The 22,216-nt window shown below is 65.6% G+C and carries 25 protein-coding genes; 11 read left to right on the top strand and 14 right to left on the bottom strand.

The window, feature by feature from the left end; genetic code table 11:
* Positions 1-91: 91 nt before the first annotated feature.
* From ureG to AC1DR1_RS02360, 6 genes are read right to left on the bottom strand one after another with little or no spacing between them, the layout of a single operon-like run.
* A complete protein-coding gene (ureG, locus tag AC1DR1_RS02385; RefSeq protein ID WP_476965991.1) occupies positions 92-709 on the bottom strand; it encodes an urease accessory protein UreG in 618 nt (205 codons plus the stop codon).
* Between the two features lie 46 nt (positions 710-755).
* Positions 756-1,445: an urease accessory protein UreF gene (locus AC1DR1_RS02380; protein ID WP_476965990.1), complete on the bottom strand. Its 690-nt coding sequence runs from the start codon at positions 1,443-1,445 to the stop codon at positions 756-758.
* Positions 1,426-1,908, bottom strand: a complete 483-nt coding sequence (gene ureE / locus AC1DR1_RS02375) for an urease accessory protein UreE (protein ID WP_476965989.1) — start codon at positions 1,906-1,908, stop codon at positions 1,426-1,428. Before ureE ends, AC1DR1_RS02380 begins: the two co-directional genes overlap by 20 nt.
* Positions 1,909-1,927: 19 nt before the next feature.
* Positions 1,928-3,706: an urease subunit alpha gene (gene ureC / locus AC1DR1_RS02370; RefSeq protein ID WP_476965988.1), complete on the bottom strand. Its 1,779-nt coding sequence runs from the start codon at positions 3,704-3,706 to the stop codon at positions 1,928-1,930.
* Positions 3,703-4,068 (bottom strand): urease subunit beta, encoded by a 366-nt coding sequence (locus tag AC1DR1_RS02365; RefSeq protein ID WP_229994260.1) that lies wholly within the window; start codon positions 4,066-4,068, stop codon positions 3,703-3,705. The genes ureC and AC1DR1_RS02365 overlap by 4 nt, the downstream gene beginning before the upstream one ends.
* A gap of 9 nt (positions 4,069-4,077) precedes the next feature.
* Entirely contained in the window at positions 4,078-4,380 is a 303-nt protein-coding gene (locus AC1DR1_RS02360; protein ID WP_229994261.1) for an urease subunit gamma, read from the bottom strand.
* Positions 4,381-4,605: 225 nt separating this feature from the next.
* Between AC1DR1_RS02360 and AC1DR1_RS02355 the strand changes: the two genes are divergently transcribed.
* The 6 genes from AC1DR1_RS02355 (at position 4,606) to AC1DR1_RS02330 (ending at position 9,724) form a co-directional block, all read left to right on the top strand.
* Entirely contained in the window at positions 4,606-5,247 is a 642-nt protein-coding gene (locus AC1DR1_RS02355; protein WP_476965987.1) for a GntR family transcriptional regulator, read from the top strand.
* Positions 5,248-5,379: 132 nt separating this feature from the next.
* Positions 5,380-6,252 (top strand): fumarylacetoacetate hydrolase family protein, encoded by an 873-nt coding sequence (locus AC1DR1_RS02350; protein WP_476992125.1) that lies wholly within the window; start codon positions 5,380-5,382, stop codon positions 6,250-6,252.
* Positions 6,249-7,157 (top strand): alpha/beta fold hydrolase, encoded by a 909-nt coding sequence (locus tag AC1DR1_RS02345; protein WP_476965985.1) that lies wholly within the window; start codon positions 6,249-6,251, stop codon positions 7,155-7,157. The genes AC1DR1_RS02350 and AC1DR1_RS02345 overlap by 4 nt, the downstream gene beginning before the upstream one ends.
* A gap of 44 nt (positions 7,158-7,201) precedes the next feature.
* A complete protein-coding gene (locus AC1DR1_RS02340; protein ID WP_476965984.1) occupies positions 7,202-8,473 on the top strand; it encodes a metal-dependent hydrolase family protein in 1,272 nt (423 codons plus the stop codon).
* A gap of 90 nt (positions 8,474-8,563) precedes the next feature.
* Complete coding sequence (locus AC1DR1_RS02335; RefSeq protein ID WP_229994266.1) at positions 8,564-9,055, top strand: DUF1097 domain-containing protein; 492 nt, start codon at positions 8,564-8,566, stop codon at positions 9,053-9,055.
* Positions 9,056-9,214: 159 nt separating this feature from the next.
* Positions 9,215-9,724 (top strand): flavin reductase family protein, encoded by a 510-nt coding sequence (locus tag AC1DR1_RS02330; RefSeq protein ID WP_364746679.1) that lies wholly within the window; start codon positions 9,215-9,217, stop codon positions 9,722-9,724.
* 101 nt (positions 9,725-9,825) lie between these two features.
* Here the strand turns inward: AC1DR1_RS02330 and AC1DR1_RS02325 are convergent, their stop codons facing one another.
* Positions 9,826-10,146, bottom strand: coding sequence for a DUF6221 family protein (locus AC1DR1_RS02325; RefSeq protein ID WP_229994268.1), 321 nt, complete (start codon positions 10,144-10,146; stop codon positions 9,826-9,828).
* A gap of 97 nt (positions 10,147-10,243) precedes the next feature.
* Between AC1DR1_RS02325 and AC1DR1_RS02320 the strand changes: the two genes are divergently transcribed.
* Complete coding sequence (locus AC1DR1_RS02320; RefSeq protein WP_364746676.1) at positions 10,244-10,579, top strand: hypothetical protein; 336 nt, start codon at positions 10,244-10,246, stop codon at positions 10,577-10,579.
* Between the two features lie 24 nt (positions 10,580-10,603).
* Here the strand turns inward: AC1DR1_RS02320 and AC1DR1_RS02315 are convergent, their stop codons facing one another.
* Complete coding sequence (locus tag AC1DR1_RS02315) at positions 10,604-11,359, bottom strand: LysR family substrate-binding domain-containing protein (RefSeq protein ID WP_229994270.1); 756 nt, start codon at positions 11,357-11,359, stop codon at positions 10,604-10,606.
* A 135-nt stretch (positions 11,360-11,494) separates the two neighbouring features.
* On the opposite strand from AC1DR1_RS02315, the gene AC1DR1_RS02310 reads away from it, so the two are divergent.
* The gene (locus AC1DR1_RS02310) at positions 11,495-11,899 is read left to right on the top strand and encodes a DUF5997 family protein (protein ID WP_476992124.1); all 405 of its coding nucleotides are present in this window, start codon (positions 11,495-11,497) and stop codon (positions 11,897-11,899) included.
* A gap of 141 nt (positions 11,900-12,040) precedes the next feature.
* On the top strand, positions 12,041-12,649 hold the full coding sequence (locus AC1DR1_RS02305) for an NADPH-dependent FMN reductase (RefSeq protein WP_229994272.1): 609 nt from the start codon (positions 12,041-12,043) through the stop codon (positions 12,647-12,649).
* A gap of 40 nt (positions 12,650-12,689) precedes the next feature.
* Here the strand turns inward: AC1DR1_RS02305 and AC1DR1_RS02300 are convergent, their stop codons facing one another.
* Positions 12,690-13,067: a VOC family protein gene (locus AC1DR1_RS02300; protein ID WP_229994273.1), complete on the bottom strand. Its 378-nt coding sequence runs from the start codon at positions 13,065-13,067 to the stop codon at positions 12,690-12,692.
* A gap of 186 nt (positions 13,068-13,253) precedes the next feature.
* Between AC1DR1_RS02300 and AC1DR1_RS02295 the strand changes: the two genes are divergently transcribed.
* Together AC1DR1_RS02295 and AC1DR1_RS02290 are read left to right on the top strand one after the other, a co-directional pair.
* Positions 13,254-13,886 (top strand): hypothetical protein, encoded by a 633-nt coding sequence (locus tag AC1DR1_RS02295; protein ID WP_229994274.1) that lies wholly within the window; start codon positions 13,254-13,256, stop codon positions 13,884-13,886.
* A gap of 52 nt (positions 13,887-13,938) precedes the next feature.
* On the top strand, positions 13,939-14,577 hold the full coding sequence (locus AC1DR1_RS02290) for an NADPH-dependent F420 reductase (protein ID WP_229994275.1): 639 nt from the start codon (positions 13,939-13,941) through the stop codon (positions 14,575-14,577).
* Positions 14,578-14,635: 58 nt separating this feature from the next.
* Here AC1DR1_RS02290 and AC1DR1_RS02285 read toward each other — a convergent pair whose 3' ends face one another.
* The 5 genes from AC1DR1_RS02285 to AC1DR1_RS02265 all read right to left on the bottom strand — a co-directional run bounded on the left by AC1DR1_RS02285 (position 14,636) and on the right by AC1DR1_RS02265 (position 22,216).
* Complete coding sequence (locus tag AC1DR1_RS02285; protein WP_229994276.1) at positions 14,636-15,781, bottom strand: hypothetical protein; 1,146 nt, start codon at positions 15,779-15,781, stop codon at positions 14,636-14,638.
* Positions 15,778-17,976 carry a multicopper oxidase family protein gene (locus AC1DR1_RS02280; RefSeq protein WP_229994277.1) on the bottom strand — a complete coding sequence of 733 codons (2,199 nt, stop codon included), beginning with the start codon at positions 17,974-17,976 and terminating at the stop codon, positions 15,778-15,780. The genes AC1DR1_RS02285 and AC1DR1_RS02280 overlap by 4 nt, the downstream gene beginning before the upstream one ends.
* Before the next feature lie 346 nt (positions 17,977-18,322).
* Entirely contained in the window at positions 18,323-19,855 is a 1,533-nt protein-coding gene (locus AC1DR1_RS02275) for an APC family permease (RefSeq protein ID WP_229994286.1), read from the bottom strand.
* 14 nt (positions 19,856-19,869) lie between these two features.
* A complete protein-coding gene (locus AC1DR1_RS02270; protein ID WP_476992123.1) occupies positions 19,870-20,784 on the bottom strand; it encodes a universal stress protein in 915 nt (304 codons plus the stop codon).
* 43 nt (positions 20,785-20,827) lie between these two features.
* Complete coding sequence (locus AC1DR1_RS02265; protein ID WP_364746663.1) at positions 20,828-22,216, bottom strand: flavin monoamine oxidase family protein; 1,389 nt, start codon at positions 22,214-22,216, stop codon at positions 20,828-20,830.

Below are 22,216 nucleotides of genomic sequence, written 5' to 3'. Positions count from 1 at the left end.
TGGGCCCCCCGCGGTGCCCACCACGCCGCGGCCCCAAAATCCGGCCTCGCCGCCTCAGCGATCAGCTCGCCAGGATTCAGCCCCAGTGCGCTCATGACGCCAGGTCGAGCATCAGGACGTCGCGCCGCACCCATTCGATGACGCGCTCCAGCCCTTCGTCGGTCTTGAGGTTCGTGAAGCAGAACGGCTTCTCGCCCCTGAATTCGCGCGAGTCCCGTTCCATGACGGAGAGGTCCGCGCCCACGTGCGGCGCGAGGTCGGTTTTGTTGATGATGAAGAGGTCGGACTTGATCATGCCCTGGCCGGCCTTGCGCGGGATTTTCTCGCCCTGGGCCACGTCGATGATGTAGATGGAGAAGTCCACCAGTTCGGGGCTGAAGGTGGCGGAGAGGTTGTCGCCGCCGGATTCCACAAAGATCACCTGCAGATCCGGGTGCCGCTTCTTCAGCTCCTCGATGGCCGCCGTGTTCATGGAGGTGTCCTCGCGGATGGCGGTGTGCGGGCAGCCGCCGGTTTCGACGCCGATGATCCGGTCCAGCGGGAGGATCCCGTTGGCGGCGAGGATCTTGGCGTCCTCGATCGTGTAGATGTCGTTGGTGATGGCCGCCATGGAGATGTCCCGGCTCATGTGGCGGGTGAGGCGCTCCACCAACTGGGTCTTGCCAGCACCCACCGGGCCGCCGATGCCGATCTTGATGGGCTCAGACATATTCTTCTCCAGACATATTTCTTGAAGCATTTTTCGTACAGGTCAGTTAGCTCATGAACATGCGGGCGCGCTGGCGTTCGTGCCGCATCTGCGAAATTTCGAGTCCGGGGCTGACGGCCCCAAAGTCGTCAGGCGTGAGGTGGCCCGCGCGCTCGGCCGCGGCCGCGACGTCGTCGGCCGCCTTCCGCAGGAGCCGCTGGCCGGCGTTCTGCCCCAGCGGAATTGCCCGCACCGCGTTCTGAGTCAACGACGTGACCGTGGCGAACAAGTACGCGCCCAAGGCCTCGCCCAGCGGGACAGCCAGGGATCGGGCGATCACAGCAAACGCCAACGGCTGGTGCCCGGCGGCACGGCCGGAAGTCACCAGTTCCCGGTACCCGGCCAGTGCAGGGGACGGAAAAATCTCGGCCCCGATCTCCAGCAACCGGTTCCCCATCTTGATGCTGGCCTCGCGCAGCTGCCGCGGCAGCAACTGGGCGGTCAGCAACGCATCCAGTTCACCAACAGCAACACCCTCATACAGGAACCGGATGGCCAGGGCGTCCGAGTAGGTGAGCTGCTGGGAAATGAACGCCGCTAGCCACACCCCAAAGCTCGCCTCACCCCGCACCAGCCCGCGCTCAATATAAGTCTCAAACCCGAGCGAGTGAGCAAACGCCCCGGTAGGCAGCGCCGAATCCGTCAGCTGCTGCAATGCCAACTGGTAGGACGCGGAGCTAGTGGCTGTGTTCGGCATGGCGGAAGGGGACGGGCATCACGCGCTCCTGGCGGTCGTAGGGCGCTCCGACGTGTTTGAGATAGTCCTCCACGGTGTGGTCGTACTGGCAGACCATCACCTCTGCCCCATAGTCCGAGGACGCGTCGAAGAACTGGGCCTGCAAGTGGCGGTTGCCCAGGGAATGCGCCACCACGCCCATCTCATGGATGGAGCGCGGGGCGATAACCAGGACATCTGTAGGCAGCACCGACACCACGATCATGTTGGTTCCGGCCACGTGCAGGATGTCGCCGTCGCGCAGGTCCCCGGAACCGGTGGGGAGGCGGATGCCGAGTTCCTTCCCGTGGTCGGTGGTGACGCGCTGGATGCGCTTGACCAGCTGGGCGCTGGGCAGCACCACTTTTTCCCGGTGAAGCCCTATATACGGGTCCGGGCCGGGAGGGAGGTCGTGGGTGTTGCCGAGGACCTTTTCAATGATCATGGTCGTCTCCTCTGGAAGCCTAGAAAAGGAAGTAGCGCTGCGCCATGGGCAGGACGTCCGACGGTTCGCACGTGACGTCCTCGCCGTCGACCGTCACCTGATACGTTTCCGGGTCCACCTCGATATCCGGGGTGGCGCCGTTGAACTTGAGGTCCGCCTTGGTGAGGCTGCGGATGCCGGACACCGGCCGGATGACTTTCTCCAGTCCGAGCTCCGCCGGAACCCCGGCGTCGATGGCGGCCTGGGAGAGGAAGGTGATAGAGGACTGCTGCAGCGCCTTGCCGTAGGCGGCGAACATCGGGCGCATGGTCCGCGGCTGCGGGGTGGGAATCGAGGCGTTGGCGTCCCCCATGAGGGCGTAGGCAATCTGGCCGCCCTTGAGCACCAGCTCCGGCTTCACCCCGAAGAATGCCGGGTCCCAGAGCACCAGGTCGGCAAACTTTCCGACCTCCACCGAACCGATCGAGTCGGCCATGCCCTGCGCGATGGCCGGGTTGATGGTGTACTTCGCCACGTAGCGCTTGATCCTGAAGTTGTCGCTCTCCGCCCCCAGACCCGCAGCGGCGCCGTGCACACCGGCTGCGGTGTCGCCTGAGCCGTCGGGGTCCTTGAGCACGCCGCGCTGTTTCTTCATCTTGTCGGCCACCTGCCAGGTGCGGATGATCACTTCGCCCACCCGGCCCATGGCCTGGGAGTCCGAGGACGTGATCGCGAAGATGCCCAGGTCCTGCAGGACGTCCTCGGCGGCGATAGTCTCGGCGCGGATGCGGGAGTCCGCGAACGCCACGTCCTCCGGGATGTCCGGGTTCAGGTGGTGGCAGACCAGGAGCATGTCCAGGTGCTCTTCGATCGTGTTCCGCGTGTACGGCAGGGTGGGATTGGTGGATGCCGGCAGGACGTTGGGCAGCCCCGCGATCTTGATGAGGTCCGGGGCGTGCCCGCCGCCGGCGCCCTCGGTGTGGAAGGTGTGGATCACGCGGCCGCCGATGGCCCGGATGGTGTCCTCCACGAAGCCGCACTCGTTCAGGGTGTCGGTGTGGAGGGCCACCTGGACGTCGTATTGATCTGCGACCTGTAGCGCGGTGTCGATGGAGGACGTGGTCGAACCCCAGTCCTCGTGGACTTTCAGCCCGATCGCGCCGGCGCGGATCTGCTCGGCCAGAGGCTCGACGGCGGACGCGTGCCCCTTGCCGAACAGGCCGATGTTGATCGGGAGCCCTTCGGCAGCCTGCAGCATCCGCTGGATGTGCCATTTTCCGGGCGTGACGGTGGTGGCCTTGGTGCCTTCGGCGGGACCGGTGCCACCGCCCACCATGGTGGTCACCCCGCTGCACAGGGCCGCGGGAACCTGGTCCGGGGAGATGAAATGGATGTGGGAGTCCACCCCGCCGGCCGTCAGGATTTTCCGCTCGCCGGCAATGATCTCGGTGCTCGCGCCAATCACGATGTCCACGCCGTCGGTGATCTGCGAGTTGCCGGCCTTGCCGATCCGGAAGATGTGGCCGTCCCGGATCGCGACGTCGGCCTTGTAGATGCCGGTGTAGTCCAGCACCACCACGTTGGTGATCACGGTGTCCGGGATGGTTCCCCCCTGGACGTCACCGTCCCGGGTCAACTGGCCGTTCTGGCCCATGCCGTCGCGGATCACCTTGCCGCCGCCGAACACCACTTCCTCGCCGTAGACGGTGAGGTCTTTCTCGATCTCAAGGAACAGATCGGTGTCGGCCAGGCGGATCGCGTCGCCGGTCGTCGGGCCGTAGAGGTCCGCGTATTGCCTGCGGGACAACTCGAAAGTCACGGTGCGTCACCTATCCGTTCGGAAACGTGGAGTTCGGAAACATGGAGTCCGGTCTTGTGGAGGGCGCCGTTGACAGCGTTGCTGAGGCCGTGCACTTCACGGCTGCCCGCGAGTTCAATCAGCCGGACAGTCCTGCTGTCCCCCGGTTCGAACCGTGCGGCGGTGCCGGCGGGAATGTCCAGGCGCCGGCCGTAGGCGGCTTGCCGGTCAAAATGCAGCGCCGGATTCGCTTCGGCAAAGTGATAGTGCGAGCCCACCTGGACGGGGCGGTCACCGGTGTTGGTCACGGCGACGGTCACCGCCTCGCGGCCGGCGTTGATCACCAGCGCCGTGGCGCTGAGAACGTATTCTCCCGGAATCATGAAAGCCCCCTAGCGGATGGGATCGTGGACGGTGACGAGCTTGGTGCCGTCCGGGAAGGTGGCCTCGACTTGGACGTCGTGGATCATTTCCGGTACGCCCTCCATCACGTCGTCGCGGCTAAGGAGGGTGGTTCCGTAACTCATGAGCTCCGCCACGGTCCGGCCGTCCCGGGCGCCCTCCATCAGTTCGTAGCTGATGACGGCGACGGCCTCGGGGAAGTTCAGTTTCAGTCCGCGGCCCTGGCGGCGGCGGGCGAGGTCCGCGGCGACCACGATCATGAGCTTTTCCTGTTCACGGGGCAAGAGGTGCATGACGGAATCCCTTCAAGAACCGGCCGGCTGGCGGACCGCAGATGCCGCGGTGTGACCAGACTAGGCCGGTGAGATTTCCTGCAGGTTTCCGGGGCTGCCGGCGCTCGAGCCCGCGCGCCCGCCTTCAGGGACCCGGAGCCTGCACTGCAAGGCCTATAACATGAACAAGCTTGGAGCGACTCTGAAGCAGCAGGTGCGAAGGACGCACTGTGAAAGACTTATGTCATGGCGGTGTCAGCAGCATTCGATAACGAGAGCCTCTCGGAAAAGGTCAGAAGGACCATCGTGGACCGCGTCGTCGACGGCACCTACCCTCCCGGCATGCGCCTCGTGGAACTCCAGCTCGCCAAGGAGTTCGGCGTCAGCCAGGCTCCAGTGCGCGAAGCCCTCCGGGAACTGTCCTCCACCAGGCTGGTCGAAAACATCCCCCGCCGCGGAACCTTCGTCAGGTCTGCTTCCCAGGATGACCTTGCGGAGGTTTATTTTGTCCGCCTGGCCTTGGAGGGAACGGCCGCCGCAGCTGCTTATCCGGCCCTGCACGCCGACCCGTCACCACTACGCCAAGCGCTGGCAGGCATGCGCGAAGCCGCTGCAGCGAACGATGCCCATGGCATCGCCAAATACAGCACAGCTTTTCACCGCGCCGTTGTTGTCGCCACCGGGAACCGGCTCATGGCGGAAATCTGGGATTCCCTGTACGTCGAGGCCCGGACCATGGCCACCGTCGTCCGTGGCCACGTGGACCTGCACGCCGCTGCCGAAGCCCATGTCCCGATCCTGGAAGCGTTCGAAAACGGTACGCCGGAACTCTGCACCAGGCTCGTCATCGAGCACCAGCACGAATACTCCGTCCTCCCCCAGGAGTAGACCCTCCCTAAGGGCTAACCCGGATCCAAAGACTGCCGGCGATGGATTCTTGAGCCTTCCCCTTGTGATGCCGATCACCCTCATGTATCGTCTTATTCATCAATTATCGATAATCGATCAAAGGAGATCACTTTGAAACTCGTAACTTTCCGCCACCAGGGCACCGAGCAGACCGGCGTCCTCAGCGACGACGCCTCGACCGTGACCGCCGTTCCCGGCTCGCAGGATCTGCTCGCACTCATCGACAACTGGGACGACGCCGCAGCGCAGATCGCCGCCGGCACCGGCCCGGCCGTCAACATCACCGACGTGGAACTGCTGGCCCCGATCCCGCTCCCCCGCCGCAACATCTTCTGCGTCGGACGCAACTACGTCGAACACGCCAAGGAATTCGCGAACTCCGGTTACGACGCCACGGCCAGCGCCAGCCACCAGCCGGAATACCCGGTCGTGTTCACCAAGGCCCCCTCCACCGTGATTGGCACCGGCGCCGACATCGACCCCCACACCGGTGTCACCTCCGAACTCGACTACGAAGCCGAGCTCGGGGTCATCATCTGCAAGGGCGGCCGCGGCATCAGCCAGGCCGATGCGCTGGACCACGTCTGGGGCTACACGATCATCAATGACGTCACCGCCCGCGACCTGCAGAAAGACCACAAGCAGTGGTTCCTCGGCAAAAGCCTGGATACCCACGCACCGATGGGCCCCTGGGCCGTCACCCGCGACGAGGTCGGCGACGGCCCGCTGGACCTGCTCTGCACCGTCAACGGCGAAACCCGGCAGAAGGCAACCACGGCCGACCTGATCTTCGACATCCCCACGATCATCGAAACCATCAGCGCCGGCATCACGCTCCAGCCCGGCGACATCATCGCCACCGGCACCCCGGTCGGCGTCGGCATCGGCTTCACCCCGCCGCGGTTCCTGACCACCGGAGACGTCGTCGAGATCAGCATCAGCAAGCTCGGCACCCTGAGCAACCGGGTCGGAGAAGGACGATGAGCACCGCAACCGTCGCCGCCGGCCTGACGGCCGTCGGCACGAAACAGCTCTTCGTCGAAACCACGGGCTCCGGCCCGGACATCGTCCTGGTCCACGGGCTCGGCGGCACCACCAGCTTCTACGAACCCCTTGTCGCCTCGCTGGCCGAACGGTTCCGGGTCACCCGCTATGACTTCAGCGGACACGGACGCTCACCCCGGGCCGGGGGACTCAACCTCGAATCCCTGACCGCCGAACTGGCCCTGGTCATCGAGTCCCAGACTGCCTCCGGACGGGCGCACCTCGTCGGGCACTCGATGGGGACCCTCATCGTCCAGCAGTTGGCATCGACGCGCCCGGACCTGGTCCGGGAAGTCGTCCTGCTCGGCCCGGTCCGCGAACAGGCCCAGGCCGCGAAGGACGCCACCCGTGCACGCGCCGTCCTCGTAAGGGAGAAGGGCATGGCTGCCGTAGCCGACACTGTCGCCAACGCCGCCACCGCCGACCACGCAGCGATCGGGAACCCGCTGGTCCGGCCCTTCGTCCGCGAGCTGCTCCTCGGCCAGGACCCGGAAGCGTACGCCCAGGCCTGCGAGGCCCTCGCCGCCGCGAGAAACCCGGACCTGACCACGATCCTGTCCAAGGTCCTGCTCCTCACCGGCAGCGAGGACAAAGTCAGCACCCCGGCCTCCAACGAGGCCATGGCAGCAGAGCTGGGCAGCGCCGAACTTCTGGTCGCCCCGGGAACCGGCCACTGGACAGTACCCGAGGCGCCGGACTTCGTCACCGCCGCCGTCCTCGACTTCCTCACCAGCACAACGCTCACGCCGTCGACAAAGAATACCTGCGCGTGCAGCAACGCCAGCCCCGGCTGCCAGTCCCGCCGCCAGCAGAACATCACCATGCAGATCCGCAAGGCCCCCTAACAACCGCGCCACCGCCTCCATCTCAAGATAAGGACAACGAAGTCATGTCGAAAACTCTCTTCACCAACGTCAACATCCTCGACAGCACCGGAGCCCAGCCCTTCCTGGGCGAAGTGCTGATCGTCGATGAGCGCATCACCGACGTCCGCGCCGGTTCAGGGAACCTGCCCCGCGAGGGCGTCAAGGTCATTGACGGCCGCGGCCAGACCCTGATGTCGGGCCTGTGCGACGCACACACCCACTTCACCTGGAACGACGGGGACCTCAACGGTCTGGAAACCATGCAGGTCGAAGAACACCTGCTCCACACCGTACAGTCCGCCAAAACCTACATCGACTACGGCTACACCATGTGCTTCGGCGCCGCCAGCGCCAAGAAGCGCCTCGACGTTGTCGTCCGCAACGCCATCAACGCCGGCGACATTCCCGGCCCCCGCTACCTGGCGAACGGCCAGGAAATCGCCACCACTGCCGGCGACCTCGTCCCCGGCATCACCCAGATCGCCGACGGCGTCGAGGAAATGCGCAAGGTCGTCCGCGAAACTATCGGCCTGGGCGTGGATCAGATCAAGCTCAGCATCTCCGGTGAGGAAATCACCGGCTCCAAGGCAGCCACTGACACCTACATCACCGAAGAGGAACTCCAGGTCGCGGTGGACGAGGCCCACCGCCGTCACGTCCGCGTCTGCACCCACGCCCGCAGCCGCGACTCGGTCATCATCTCCCTGAAGACCGGAGTGGACATGATCTACCATGCCTCATACATCGACGACGAAGGCATGGACATGCTCGAAGCCGCCAAGGACCGAGTCTTCGTCGCCCCGGCCATCAACTGGATCGTCGCCACCCTCAACGACGCCGCCGCGTTCGGCTACTCCCACGAAGCCGCCGAAAAAGCCGGCTACGCCCGCGAACTCGAAATCGCCTGCAAAGCCATCCAGGAAATGCGCCGCCGCGGCATCCGCGTCCTTCCCGGCGGAGACTACGGCTTCGCCTGGACACCCCGCGGCACCTACGCCCGCGACCTGGACCACTTCGTCAAGCTCTTCGGCTACACCGAAATGGAGGCCATCATCGCCGCCACCGCCCTCGGCGGGGAACTCTTCGAAAAGCCCAACGAGCTCGGCAAGGTCCTGCCCGGCTTCTACGCCGACCTCATCCTGGTCGACGGCAACCCGCTCGAGGACATCACGATTCTGCAGGACATCACCAAGATCACCGCCGTCATGAAAAACGGCGAATTCCACCGCGCACCGGCCGAACACAGCCCGGCAACCCCGGAAGCAGCACCAGACCTCGCACTGACCCACCTCTAACCCGCCACGGCCCCGGCTTCTGGCCGGGGCCGTGCTCAGTTCATTCCTTTCAAAAGACAATGACGCCATTTTGACCTGAAGGAACACCAAATGAAGCCCCTCGTCACCATCGGAATCACCGCCGGCATCCTCGCCGGACTCTGGACCCAGTTCAGCACCCTCTTCGGCCTCATCACCTGGGTCGGGTTCCTCTCCTGGGCATGCTTCTTCGCCGCCGGAGGCAAACCCGCCGGGCTCCTCAAGACCATCCCCGCCAACCTCTCCGGCATCCTGTGGGGCGCAGCCATCGTCTGGGGAGCGGCGAACCTCCCCATCCCGGGCGCGCTCGGCATCTCCGTCGCCATCGCCGCCTTCGGGATGTGCGTGCAGGCACGCTGGACCGTTCTGGGCTTCATCCCCGGAGCTTTCGCCGGATGTGCCGCGTACTTCGGCACAACCTTCGATGCGGCCGGGACCTGCATGGCCCTGATCGCCGGCGCCGGCCTCGGCTGGCTCTCCGAATACACCGCAAGCCTCCTCACCAACGCCGGCAAGAAGGCCCAGGCACCCGCGCCGCATACAGAAACCCAACCTGTCGGCTAAACGTCAAGAGCGGCCCTTCCATGGCATCCCTACATGTCAGGTGCCACCGGCCAGATTTACGACGCTGGTGGCACCCTGAGCCATCCATCAACTCCCGTAGGCCTCCACGAAAGAGGAACCGCGCCGTCCACAGCAGCACCGGTAGCCAAAGGAGGCACCATGACCATCGTCACCGAACAGCTCAGCACCATCGATCCCACTCATGTCCGGGACGTGATGTCCAAGGTGCCCACCAGCGTCACCGTCGTCGCCGGGCAGCCCGAACTCACCGGTGAACGAGCCGCCATGATCGTCGGATCATTCGTCTTCATTTCCCTGCACCCCTGTCTTGTCGGCTTCTTCGTCAGCCACGAATCCACGAGCTGGCCACAACTCAACAAAGCCACAGTGCTCGGCATCAGCATCCTGGCCTCAACCCAAAAACAGTTCTGCCGCAAACTCGGCAAAAAGGACGCAGACCGCTTCGACGACGAATTCTGGACCCGGGGCAATTTCGGCGCTCCGCTGGTCACAGGCGCTTTGGCATCCATGGAGTGCCAGCTCGAGAACGTCACGCCCGTCGGTGACCACGCCTTCGTCCTGGCACCCGTCCTCGGCCTCAGCGCGAGTAGCACGACAGACCCCCTTGTCTTCCAAAACCACGAATTCTCAGGCCTCCTCCCCCGCTGACGCCATCTGTGTGCGTATTGGTGTGGAGAACACGATGTCGCGCACGTGCCCCCTGATCTACGGGGCGGGACCGGCACCCGTCAACGGCTCCCGGTTGACCCCTACCCGGGCATCCGCCAGTGGGCCTGGAATTCCGGGTGGTCGGCGTACGGCAGGGCCAACGTATTCAGCGACAGTGTGGTCCATTCAATGACATCCGGAACCCATCCGGCGTCGGCGGAATCCTGGCTGACCAGCGCGGCCAGCACGGACTGGCGGGCGGATTCGATAATGCCGATGAGCAGGCGCTTGGCCTCGCACTCGCGAAGCAGGCGGCGTTCGTACCACTCGCCGGACACGGCCAGCGTGGGGTCGCCGAGCAGCTTCAGGGCGGCAGCTTCGTCTTCCTTTATCCGTGCGGTCAAAAACTCGACGATGTCCACTAACCGAGCCTATGCGCGGCGGCGCTCACGCGGCTACGCCTAGCGTTTCCCCATTTTCCGGGATCGCGGCACCGGGCGCGCTTGTTAGGGTGGATGAATGAAACGACGTCTCGCCGCCCTTGCCGCTGCCGCCTCGCTGGTCGCCCTGAGCGGCTGTGGCCAAGTGCAGGGCGCTGCCGAAAAAGCCGTCAACGACGGGGCATCCCAGGTTGCCGCGGCGGCCGGCACTGAAGTGAAGAAGCAGGCCTGCGCCCTGGTGGAGGACGGCCTGGTCAGCGTCAAGGACAAAGAACTGCTGGGCGGCCTTGTCGCCGGCGCGGAAACCGCGGGTGCACCCGCAGAGATCACCACCCTGCTGCGCCAGATCGCTGACTCCGGCGACCAGGTTCCGGCCGAACCCGTCAAGGCCCTTCAGGACGCCTGCGCCAAGTAACCCACGCTGGGAGCGGGCAGCGCCCTAGCGTTTCCCCTTTTTCCGGGATCCCTTGCCTCGGCCCTTGTCCGGGTTTGGTGCGTAACGCTGCGCCACCTTGGGCTTTTTGGCGGCTCCGGTGCCGCGCCGGTCCGGCTTGGGCTCCCGTTTGGGTTTCTCCTGCTGCGCCGAGGGCTGGCGGGAGCTCGCCGCGGTGCGTCCGCGGACAATCCCGATGAATTCCTCGATGACCTCGTCCGTGGTGTCGCTGGGCCAGGCCAGGGCGATCTCCGTTCCGGGCGCACCTGTGAGCTTCCGCGCCACGGTGTCCTTGACGTTGAAATGCCGGGCCACGGACATCGGCAGGATCACCAGCCCGGCACCGGATGCCACCACCTGCAGGGCCATCGCGGCGCCGCCGAGTTCCTGCGCGTCGAGGAAGGTCTCGGCAGACAAGTCCGCCAGGTCCACTTCCTCAAACAAAGAGATCTCATGCCCCTTGGGTGCCACCACCACTGGCTGTTCCTCGTAGAGCGGGATCACACTGAGGCCCTCGCGTTCCACCGGGAGCCGGACAAAGCTCAGATCCGCGGAACCGTCGCGGAGCACGGATAACTGCGCGCCGTCGTCGGACATAAAGGAGTGCAGCGGCACGTCCGGCATCCGCTCCTCCCAGCGCCGGATCCATTTTCCCGGTGTCACACCGGCGACGTACGCGAAGCGCAGCTCGCGCCCAACTGCAACGGCTGGGACGACGGCGGTTTCGTCGGGGGTCTGGGGTGCTTCTTCTGCTGCGGACACATGTTCACAGTACCGCCACCGCTGGCGCCGGGGTCCGCCCCGGTGTCGGCACCGTGCCGGAGTTGGTGCCGGATTGGTACTGGGTTTCGTGCTGAGCTGGTGCCCTGCGGGCATCCCGCCGGATACCCTTGAACTATGACCTCTGCAAACTCCCAGTCCATGAAGCCGGCCACCGTTGCCAAGAAGCTTGGCATCTACCTGCCGGCGACACCCCAGGAGTTCCAGGATTCGGCCATCACCCGCGCTGATTTCGTCGAGCTCCAGGCCAACCCGCCGGAGTGGCTGGCGGAACTGCGTCGTAACGGCCCGCACCCGCGGCCCGTTGTGGCGCAGAAGCTCAACGTCTCCATCAGCGGCCTGTCCCGCGGTGGTGTTGAGGAAGCGCTGACGACGGCGGAAATCACCGCACTGCTCCAGGCTCCCCCGGCATGGCTTGTCGCCGAACGCGCCACCCATGCCGCCGTCCGTGCCGAGGCCCAGCGGGTCAAGGACGAGTCCGCCAAGAAGGACGCCAAGAAAGCCCGCGCCAGGGCCGAATAGCCGCACGCACTTTCTTCCGGCCCCTATTTTCATCCCGCGGACCCAGGACTATGCTCGCGGAATGAGTCGGGACCGCCGGCCCGATCCCCCTCCGAGTCCCCATCCACCAGCCACCGGCGGATCATCGGGAAGGAAAAGGCCATGGCCTTCAAGATCGGATATTTTGTCGGGAGTCTCTCGAGCAGTTCCATCAACCGCACCTTGTCCAAGGCCCTGATCCGGCTTGCACCCGCGGAACTGGAGTTCACGGAGATCCCCATCAAAGACCTGCCGTTGTACAGCCCCGATTTTGATGCCGCTTTTCCGCCTGAGGGGCAGGCCCTCAAGGATGCCGTCGCAGCTTCCGACGGCATCCTGTTCGTCTCCCCTGAATACAACCGGTCCATCCCCGGAGCGCTAAAGAACGCCATCGACTGGGGATCCCGGCCCTGGGGCACCAACTCCTTCGCCCGCAAGCCCACCGGGATCATCGGCGCCTCCCCGGGCGGCATCGGGACCGCAGTGATGCAGTCCTCGTTCCGCAGCGTGCTGAGCTTCCTCGACGCGCCGCAGCTGAATGCGCCGGAGGCGTACATCCGCTTTGTTCCGGAGGTTTACGGCGAGGACGGCGAGGTCAAGGACGAAGCCACGGCCGGGCTGCTGCGGCACTACATGGAGGAATACGGCTCCTTTGTGGCGCGGGTCCTGGCCGCCAACGCGCCAGGCCATATCGGCGACGAGCACCCGGACAAGGACAAAGTGAGCCGTTAGGCCCCGCGCCTAACCCACGCGGACGTGGCTGGTCCGGTAACTAGTCCTGGTGCAGCTGCACGAAGTTCCCGCACCCGTCATCCATCACCACGCTGGTCCCGGCGGGGCCCTCGGATGGCTCCGCCTGGAACATCACGCCCTTGGCCGCCAGCCGGTCATATTCGGCGCGCACGTCCGGCACGCCAAAGACGATCGCTGGAATTCCGGCATCGTGCAGGCCGTTCATGTAGGCCGCGCCGATCGGGTTGTCACTGGGCTCCAGCAGCAGTCCGGCACCCCCGGCACCGTCCGGATCCTTGACGATGAACAGGTTGTGTTCCGGCATGGCCATCAGGGTCTCGAAGCCCAGCGTGCCGGTGTAGAACTCATGGGCCGAGGCTGGATCCTTGACGTGGATACTGCACATTTTCAGTCGCATGGCCCCTAGGCTACGCCGGGAGGATCCGTGACGGAACCGTGGCTGGGCCTTCGCGCCAGCCTTGGCGGCCTGTGCCGGCGGGCGGCATAGCCCCGGCCGGGCAGGGCATTGACGGCCCCGCCGCCAGGGATTCCAATGGAACTAGCGGAACAGCGCCCGCCCGGGACCGTTCCGGGGAGGTGTGCAATGACGCTTTCACTATCCGGTGCCCTCGCGGCCGGGCAGTTCCTCGCCCTCGCCATCCTGGTTGCCGGGGCGGCGTTCGCCGCGGTCTACTTCGCCCGCAAGCATCTGGCAGCCAAAGACGGACCCTCAGAAGGCGCAGACGGCGCGTTTTGGGACGTTTTCGCCGGACTCGCCGTCGTTGTGCCCGTCATAGTCCTTGCCTCCTCAACCTGGCCCTGGGCCGGTCTGGCGCTCGGGATGCTGGCCGCAGGGGCGGCCTGGGCGGCGCTGGCAGCGGCACCCCGGCTGCTGGCCCGGCAGGATGCCCGCCGGGCCAGCCGGGAGACCCAGCTCAAGAACGAGGCGGCGGCCGCACGGCACCGGAGCGCCCTCGCCCGGTGGCAGCGGTACGAACTGGATCCGGGGTTCTCGATTGACTACCCTGCGATGAGCGATCCCCGGCAGCCGGAAACGGCGGCCCTTATCCGGGCGATCAAGGCCGCCGAGCGCCTCGGCGGCCGCACGGATCGTGCATGCACGGATGCCGCCTACGCCCCGGCTGTGGAGCGCCTGGAAGATGCCCTGGCCGCCGCCGAACGCGCGGCCGGCGTGGGCACCGCCGGGTTCTCTGGTCCGGACCACGCGCACAGCTGATTCCCGGAATTGCCGATCCGGCAGTTCCCGGCAACCTCGGAAAGGTTCCATCATGACTGACATCACGATCATCGGCAGCGGCAACATGGCACGGGCAATCGGCACCCGGGCTGTCGCCGCCGGTCGTTCCGTCCAGGTTCTGGACCGGACTCCGGAGAATGCCGCCAAGCTCGCTGCTGAACTTGGCGGCAACACTAGCCCCGGCGCCCTGAGCGAGGTTCCCGAGGGCGACATCGTCATCCTGGCACTGTACTTCGGCCCGGCCAAGGAAGTTGCCACACACTTCGGCGATACGCTCAGCGGCAAGACCGTGGTGGACATCAGCAATCCCATCGACACCGAGACTTTCGATTCGCTCGTTGTCGCCCCGGGGACGTCGGCGGCCGAGGAAATCGCCGCACTGCTGCCGGGCGCACGGGTGGTGAAAGCCTTCAACACCACCTTCGCCGGCCCACTCGGCTCCGGTACGGCCGGAGGCCCACCGATGGATGTGTTCATCGCCTCGGACTCCGAACAGGCCCGCAACGAGGTCGCGGCCTTCGCCGAAGCCGCCGGGCTGCGTCCGCTCCAAGTGGGCGGACTACGCCACGCCCGTGAACTGGAGGGCTTCATGCTGCTGGTGATGGCGCTGCAGGCCAACCCCGCGTATCCAACCTTCAACTGGGGCACCGGCCTGAAAATCATCGACTAGCGGAAACTCAGCCGTTATGGAGTAGTCCGTTATGCCCGGTCAGGGGAACCCGTGCACCTCAGTGGTGGGGGAACTCTACAGACTCGTTCCCGGAGCTACCCGGGTTGCCGAACCAGGCTGGGGCGGTTCCGGCGAGACCCAGGACGCCAATAGCGATCGCCGCCACAACCGGGAGCGAGCGGATGTGGGCTGACACTAAGGGGCGTCTGGGGAGCCGGTCCCTGTCACGGAGCAGGGCGACGGCAACCAGCAGTGTGCCCAACTCCAGGACGCCGGCAGCAATGTCCGGCATACCGGCCGATTCAGGGGAGCCGGCGGCGGGTCCGAAAGGCAGTCCGACGGTCCGGGAGCACAACCACAGCGCCAGCGGAACAATCGAGACGGCCGCGACAGCCTTGAGCAGGGCACGGTGCCGCCTGCCTAGCGACAACAGGCCAAGGGCAAGCTGGGCTGCAGCGAGAATTGCGAAGAAGACACCGGCTGCGGCCCACTCGCCAAAATGCTCCGGTACGACTGCAGCGTGGATGGCGGCGCTGCCGACCAGCGCTGCAGCTAGAAACAGCCGTCGGTGGTCAATTCCCCTGCCGCGAGCAGTTCGCCGCCGGGTCCTGCTGACGTCCAATCGGCCGCCCCGAATCGCCACAACCCAGCCGACCAGGACGAGGTTGGTGACCAGGAGTATCCCGCTGCCGTAGCCCACAGCGCGCATCTGAAGCCCGAAAGACGCCTGCTGTTGCAGCGCGAGGCAGCTCCCCTCGGCGCAGGTATGGCTCATCGAATCAATCAGCTGCAGCTGATTTGACTGCAGCTGATAATCGTAGGCCGAGTTGAGCGTGATGAATGCGATGCCGGCGGCGGTTCCGGCCGCAACGATCAGCAGTGCCGTCAGAACCGTGCTCGACTTGCGCAGTTCCGGCCCGAATAGATGGAGCGCCAGCGTCATGGCGCCCAGCACTGCGAAGACGAAAACCGGCAGGACCAGGGTGGACTCACGCAGCCAGCTCGCGAATGGCTCCTCCGTGCGTTCAATGGCCCCTACGGCACCGCGCAGCGACATCATCCAGAAGCCGTCAGCGTAGGCCATCACAACAGACAGGGATACAACCGTCAGCCACGGAACAGCTGGCCGGCCCGGGATCGAGCCGCTGCGTTCGATCCCGGCGTTGGCGAGCTTTGTGTTCTCGATCATCTCCCGCAGCGTCATGGTCTGATCTCCCAGCCGAACATCATGGCGTGGTCCTCGTGCGCAAGGTTGTGGCAGTGCGCCACGTACGGCCCCACGAAGTCCCGGAATCCCCGGTAAAGGATCACCGACTCGTTCGGGTCGAGCGCCGCCAGGTCTTCTTTCGAGACGTCGTCGGGATGCCCGGTATCCGGCGTAACAGTCACGTCCTTGCCGTTGCGCATGACGGTTCGGTGTTCCTCCATGTGCAGGTGGAATGGATGCACCCAGCCGCCGCCGCCGTTGCGGACCTCCCAGAGGTTGAAGCTGTTCTTCTTTGGCGCGGCCAGCGGCGTCGCGCCGGCCTTGTTTCTCAGGCTCGTCGCCACCGTCGTCGGGTCGAAGGGTTTGCCGTTGATGAGCCACTCGGTCTCGCCGCCCAGGGCGCCCCGCTTCACCTCGAAGATCAGGCGGTTGTCCAACAGGTTCCGCCAGTTGCTCGGCAGCGGCGGAAGCGGACGCAGAGGAGTCAGAGCCGCCGGGATCCGGCTGTCGTCCGGCGCGCTGTCGCCGATCACGAACTTCAGCAGCGGCACTTTGTAGGCCGGATCGGGGAAGAAGCGGGAGGAGTTGGACCACATCCGCCCGTTGGGCATCTTCATGACGTTGGTGAGGTAGACGACGTCGCCCTTAGTGGTCGGCGTGCCGTCCTGGTACCTGGTGAAATCGACGATGACCTCGCGCCGCTTGGCCGGCCACAGTTCGAACGAGTCCCGCTTGATCGCGAACGGCAGGAGCCCACCGTCCGAGGCGATCTGGGTGAACTTCATGCACTGCTGGGCGTCGGGGATGCGGTACTGGCCCTGGAGCTCGTCGTCGACGTAGCCGAGCGACGCCGACGACTTGGGACCCTGCGTCGAGCTCATCAGCTTGAATTCGTAGATCCTCGAGACCGAGGCGTCCAGGAAGCGGAAGCGGTACTTGCGCCGCTTCACCTCCAGTACCGGGAAGGCCGTTCCGTTGACTGTGCAGATGTCGCCCACAAAACCGTGGTTGGGGAAGTGCTTGTAGAACGTCTTGCCCCACCACTCGGGGTGCTTGGCCGGGTTCTTGGCGTCCGGGAACTCACCCTGCACGTCATGGATGTCCTTGTGCACCGTGTCGCCGTCGTCAAGGCGGAAGTCGGAGAAGGCCAGCGGGATGTCGTACTTGACGTCGAAGGAACCGTCCGAGTTGTTTGTGCGGACGCCGGGAAGCCGGAGGCCCCGCCGCTCGTCCCCCATGTCCAGACCGTTCTTCGGGTCGTAGATGGGGTACAGGCCGACCAGGCCCTTGTAGACGTTCGAGCCGGTGTGATCCATCGTGTGATCGTGGAACCAGAAGAAGCTCTGCTTCTCCCGGTCGTCTCCACCGGCCGGCCAGTTCAGGTACAGGTTGTCGACGAACATCTGCGGCCTGAAGCCAGGGTGCTTCGGCCCGGACACCATCGAGTAGTGCGGGTTGCCGTCGCTCTCGGGCGCGGTGTGACCGTTGTGCAGGTGGGTCAGGAAGGACCAGTCCGGGGCGCCAAAATCCTGGCGGTCGAGGTTGAGCGGGTTCTCGTCCAGGTGGTTCTCGAAGCGGACGAGCGCCGGCCTGCCGTACTCGGCGTTGATCATCGGGCCGGGGAAGGTGCCGTTGAAGCCGTAGATCGTGCTCGGCGGCAATGTGCGTTTCGTGCCGGCCGCGTACGTCCTGCCGGATGAGTCGAACGACTCCGTCGGCTCTCCGTCCGAGTCGATCGGCAGCACTTGCGACGTGGTGAAGGAGTGGGTCCGAAGCTGCACGTCGATCTTGTAGACGATCGGGTCCGGATAGCCGATCTGGCTCGGCCAGATCTGATGCCGTTCGTTGCGCAGCGAGTTCTGCTGGCCCGGTCCGGGCCCCGGCGGCTTCGGCCAGGCGCTGTACACCGACTTCGGCACCGGGGCGAGCGCCTTCGGGATGGGCAGCCGGTCGCTGAACGGCGAGAGGATCAGCGGGCTCGTCGGGAACTTCTCAATGTAGAACAGGGTGTCACCGAGCGCTGCGGACGTGGCGGCGAACGCGCCGTCGGCCGTGAGCAGACCCCTCTGCGCGAGAAACGGCACCCCCAGGCCCTGCGCGGCAACCAGCGCGGCACCGGCACCCCCTGCCGCACCCAGCCTCAAAACGGTTCGACGGGACACCCGGCCTGCGTCGGCAGATTCCTCGCCCATCAGTCCGCGCCCCCTTCGCATGGGGCCGAAAGGCCGCCCTGCGCCCCGGGGCCGCCATCCCAGGCACGTCGTTCCCTAAGTTGAAGAGTGATCACGAGGAAACTCCCTACCCTGTGGGCTCAGCTTCGCTAGGCCCTCCGCCGCTGACCACATCACTATGCGTGGCAGACCTTTGGAAACACTGGGCTTTCCGGAGCGGGACTCCTCCCTTCAGCGGGCCTAAAGCTCGCTCCTTGCGCTTTCGCGGTTCCAACGCAGAAAGGTCCCCCTCCGGACAGCCCATCGGTAAGCGTGGTTGCTTTCCAATGGCTGCCGGACGGAGACCCTCCTGAAACCGTCGGCAGACTCAATGCCCGCGGGTCAGGACCTTACCCCTGAAGAACTCGGGGCGGATCTTGGCCATGACCAGCATGAGCACCACGCCCAGCAGGATGACGCCCATGCCGAGGATGAAGACCAGCCCCAGGCCGCCGATTGACGAACCTGATCCGTACGCGGGATCCATGGAGTCGTAGGCGGTCTTGAAGAACATGACCAGCAAGATGACGCCGCCCAGGAGAGGTGCGAGGAACTTGAAGAAGAACGCCCTCGCTCCGCTGAACGCCTCGGCGCGGAAGAACCAGACACAGGCCAACGCGGTGATGCCGTAGTAGAAGCAGATCATCATGCCCAGTGCCGTGATCGTGTCCCACAGCGCATTCTCCGACGTCGTCCGGGTAATGACATAGAACGCGGCGGCAGCCACTGCCGAGGCGATTGTGGCATAGCTCGGGGACTTGTACGTGGGGCTGATGTTGCCGAATTTCTGCGGCAGGGCCTTGTAGTGACCCATGGACAACAGTGTGCGCGCCGGGGAAACGAACGTGGACTGCAGGGACGCGGCGGAGCTGCTCAGGATGGCCAGGGACATCAGGATGGCGAAGGGGCCCATCACCGGCCCCGCAAGGACCGCGAAAATGCTGCCCTGGTTCTCCGGGTTGCCGGCACCGAGGCCGGTCTCGCCGACGCCGGCGAAGGACAGCGTGGCCAGGGCAACGGTCATGTAAATGATCACGATGACCAGCACCGTGAGTGTGGCGGCACGGCCCGGGGTCTTCTCCGGGTTCTTGGTCTCCTCGTTCATGGTCAGCGTGACGTCCCAGCCCCAGTAAATGAAGATGGACAGCGACACGCCGGCGGCGAAGGCGGAGAAGGATCCCACCGCGAAGGGGTTGAACCACTCCGGGGAGATGGCAGTGGCGTCGAAGGCGGTCCCGTTGGCGACGTGGCTGAACGCAGCCACGGAAAACCAACCGAGGACCAGCAACTGGAAGCCCACAAGCACGTACTGGACGGACTTGGTGGTTTCCATGCCGCGGTAGGAAATCCAGCACGCGAGGGCGATGAACACTAACGTGGTGGCGATGTTCAGCGGCAGGTTTGTGGTGAGGTCGGCGAGCTCGGGATTGCCTGTGAGCTGCGCCAGCATGAGGTAGAAGAAGTCCACTGCGACGGCGGCCAGGTTCGAGAGCACGATGATCGTCGCCGCAATGAGCCCCCACCCACCCATCCAGCCAATCCACGGGCCAAACGCCCGCGAGGCCCACGTGAACGAGGTGCCGGCGTCGGGCATGGCGTTGTTCAGTTCTCGGTAGCCGAACGCCACCAGCAGCATGGGGACAAAGCCCACCAGGAAGATCGCCGGCAGTTGCACGCCGACCTCGGCGACGGTGGGGCCCAGGGCCGCCGTGAGGGTGTATGCCGGGGCGATACAGGAAATGCCGATGACGACAGCGCCGATGAGCCCCACGGATCCGGCCTTCAGGCCCTTCTCGCTCAGTCCGTGTTGCTGTTCGCTGAGATGTCCTGTTTGCTGTCCTGTGTGCGATGGCTTGGACATCGCATGGTCTGCGCTCATTGTTGTGCCTCTCCTGGGGTGTCATTCGACGCTGAATGGTTGAGGTGCTTCAGTTCATAGTCACTGGGGACCACGATCATCGGCACCGGCAGGGCGCGCAGAATGCGGTTGGCCGTGCTGCCGAGGAAGATGGACCGGCCCTTGGCAAGCCGGCTGGATCCGATCAGCAGGACCTCGCCGTCTTCCCAGCCCAGGCGGTCCACCGCTTCTTCGATGCTGCGGCCCTGTGCGACGACGACTTCCGACTTCGCCTCTTCCCGGACCTCCTGCCCGCCGCCGGGCAGGGCGGCGGCCAGGTGCTTCGCCGCGTACTCCCGCGCCGCCTCCGCGGCGCCGGCCGCATCGCCGCCGTCGAGCGCCAGGAGCGACACCACCCGCAGCGGAACCTGCCGGTTCACGGCCATGCCGAGGGCAAAATCGAGCAGCTTCTCGGCGCCGGCCCGGGTTCCGAGCCCGCAGCTGATCCGGGTCAGGGCCTCCTGGCGGTGGTAGCCGTGCGGTGCCAGAGCCACCGGAACGGTCGAGGCGTGGAGCAGGGCGCTGGCCACCGACCCGATCGTGAACCGTTTGAAGATCCCGGTGCTGGTTGCGCCGATGATGAGCATGTCCGCGCCCAGTTCCTCGGCCGCCTCGATCAGCGCGTGCGCGTCCGAGTCGCCGGTGCGGATGTGGGCCTGCGCGGGGACACCGGATGGAACCAGCGCCAGGGCCTGGTCGAGCCACTCCTGGGCCCGCTCATTGAGCAGATTTTCGAAGCCAGCCTTCGGCGCGACGGCGTGCCCGGACTGCTGCACTTCGGGCACCACCAGCACAAGGTCCAGGCTCGCTCCACGCCCGAGCGCCAGGGAGACGGCCAGATTGACCGCATCATGGCCTCTGGCATTGGCTGAGTACCCCACTACGTAACGCATCTGGCCGCTCTCCTAACTAGATTGAACTGACTGTTGGGGTTTTCTACGATGCGACGGACGCGCGGTCCGCTGCTGCGACGATCCGGGCGGCCGTGATCTGCCCCATCCGTACGGCGCCGTCGACATGCTGGTAGCCCTCGGCCGCGAGATCGGAGCAAGACCAGTAGATGGGTCCGACCGGCTTCAGCTGGTCCTTCCCGTACCGGTGCAGCCCGCCGAGGTCGTAGCTGGCGGCGTAGGCTCCGCGGGTCCATTCCTCCGAGCCCCAGTCGGACTCGTAGTAGACCTCGGGATCCAGGGCCTTTTCGCCCAAGAAGGACGCAATCGATTCGAGGATGGCGCGGCGGCGGTCCGCGGCACTGAGCTCGAACATCGCGTCGGCCTTCTCGTCCGATACGAAGCCCACCAGCGTGCCGCGGGGGTCCTCGTGGTTCGTGTTGTCGTAAACCTCCTGCACAATGGCACCCGCGCCGAAGGCGGTCCCGGAGAGCCCGTCCTCGCGCCAGAACGGCGTGCTGTAGACGGCGTGGACCTTGATGACCAGGCCAAGGGACTGGTGCTGGTGCATCTGGTGCTGGCGGCGGGGCAGCGGCGGGTTGAAGGAAACCCGGGAGTAGAGGTTCGGCGGCACGGCCATGATGACGAAGCGGGCGTTCACGGTGGCGCGTTCGGAGACTGCGGTGACGCGGTATCCCCCGCTCGCGTCCTCGGCCCAGTTGATGGTGCGGACCGGGCTGTCGAGGACCACGTCCCCGCCCAGTTCGGCGGCCTGCAGCAGCGAAACCTGCTGCATCCCGCCGACAACCCGCTTGTCCAGGATGAAGTCCTCATCCGTGAGGTTGCTGAAGGACCCGGCGGAGGCAGCCATCAGGACGGCCTGCAGGGCGGAGAAGGCATGGGCAGGTTTGGTCAGCATGCCGCCGGCGATGAACAGGCCGATGTTGTTGCAGGCTTCCTCATCGGTTGAGTTCTGCCGCAGCCAGTGGTGGAAGGAAATGGTGTCCAGCTCGCGGGCCTTGGGATGTGCCCACGGCTCCTCGGCGCCGATCTCCGCGGCGAGGGAATCGAGCAGCGCCGTGAGCTTGTCCATTTCGGCGGCGGTGGTTTCGCCGACGGGGAACGTGTCACCGGTGTACAGGGTGCGCTTGCCGTCTCCGCCGATGTAAACGGACTCGCCGTCGCGGTAGCGGGAGTAGGTCTGCAATCCGAGCTCATCCAGGAGCCCCAGAAGTGCCGTCTGGTCCGGCGAGACCCACTGGCCGCCGATTTCGAGCATTGCCCCGTCAATCGTGTCGGTCCAGGTCCGGCCGCCCACGCGGTCCCGTGCCTCGAGCACTGCCACGCTCAGTCCGGCCTTCTTCAGTTCGCGGGCGGCGGTCAGCCCGGAGGGGCCGGCCCCTACGATGACGACGTCGCGGTCAAGATTCAGCAT

The sequence above is a fragment of the Arthrobacter sp. P4_F10 genome, from assembly GCF_056401435.1.
The sequence above is the reverse complement of the archived record's forward strand: the minus strand, read 5'-3'. Positions and strand labels throughout refer to the sequence as shown.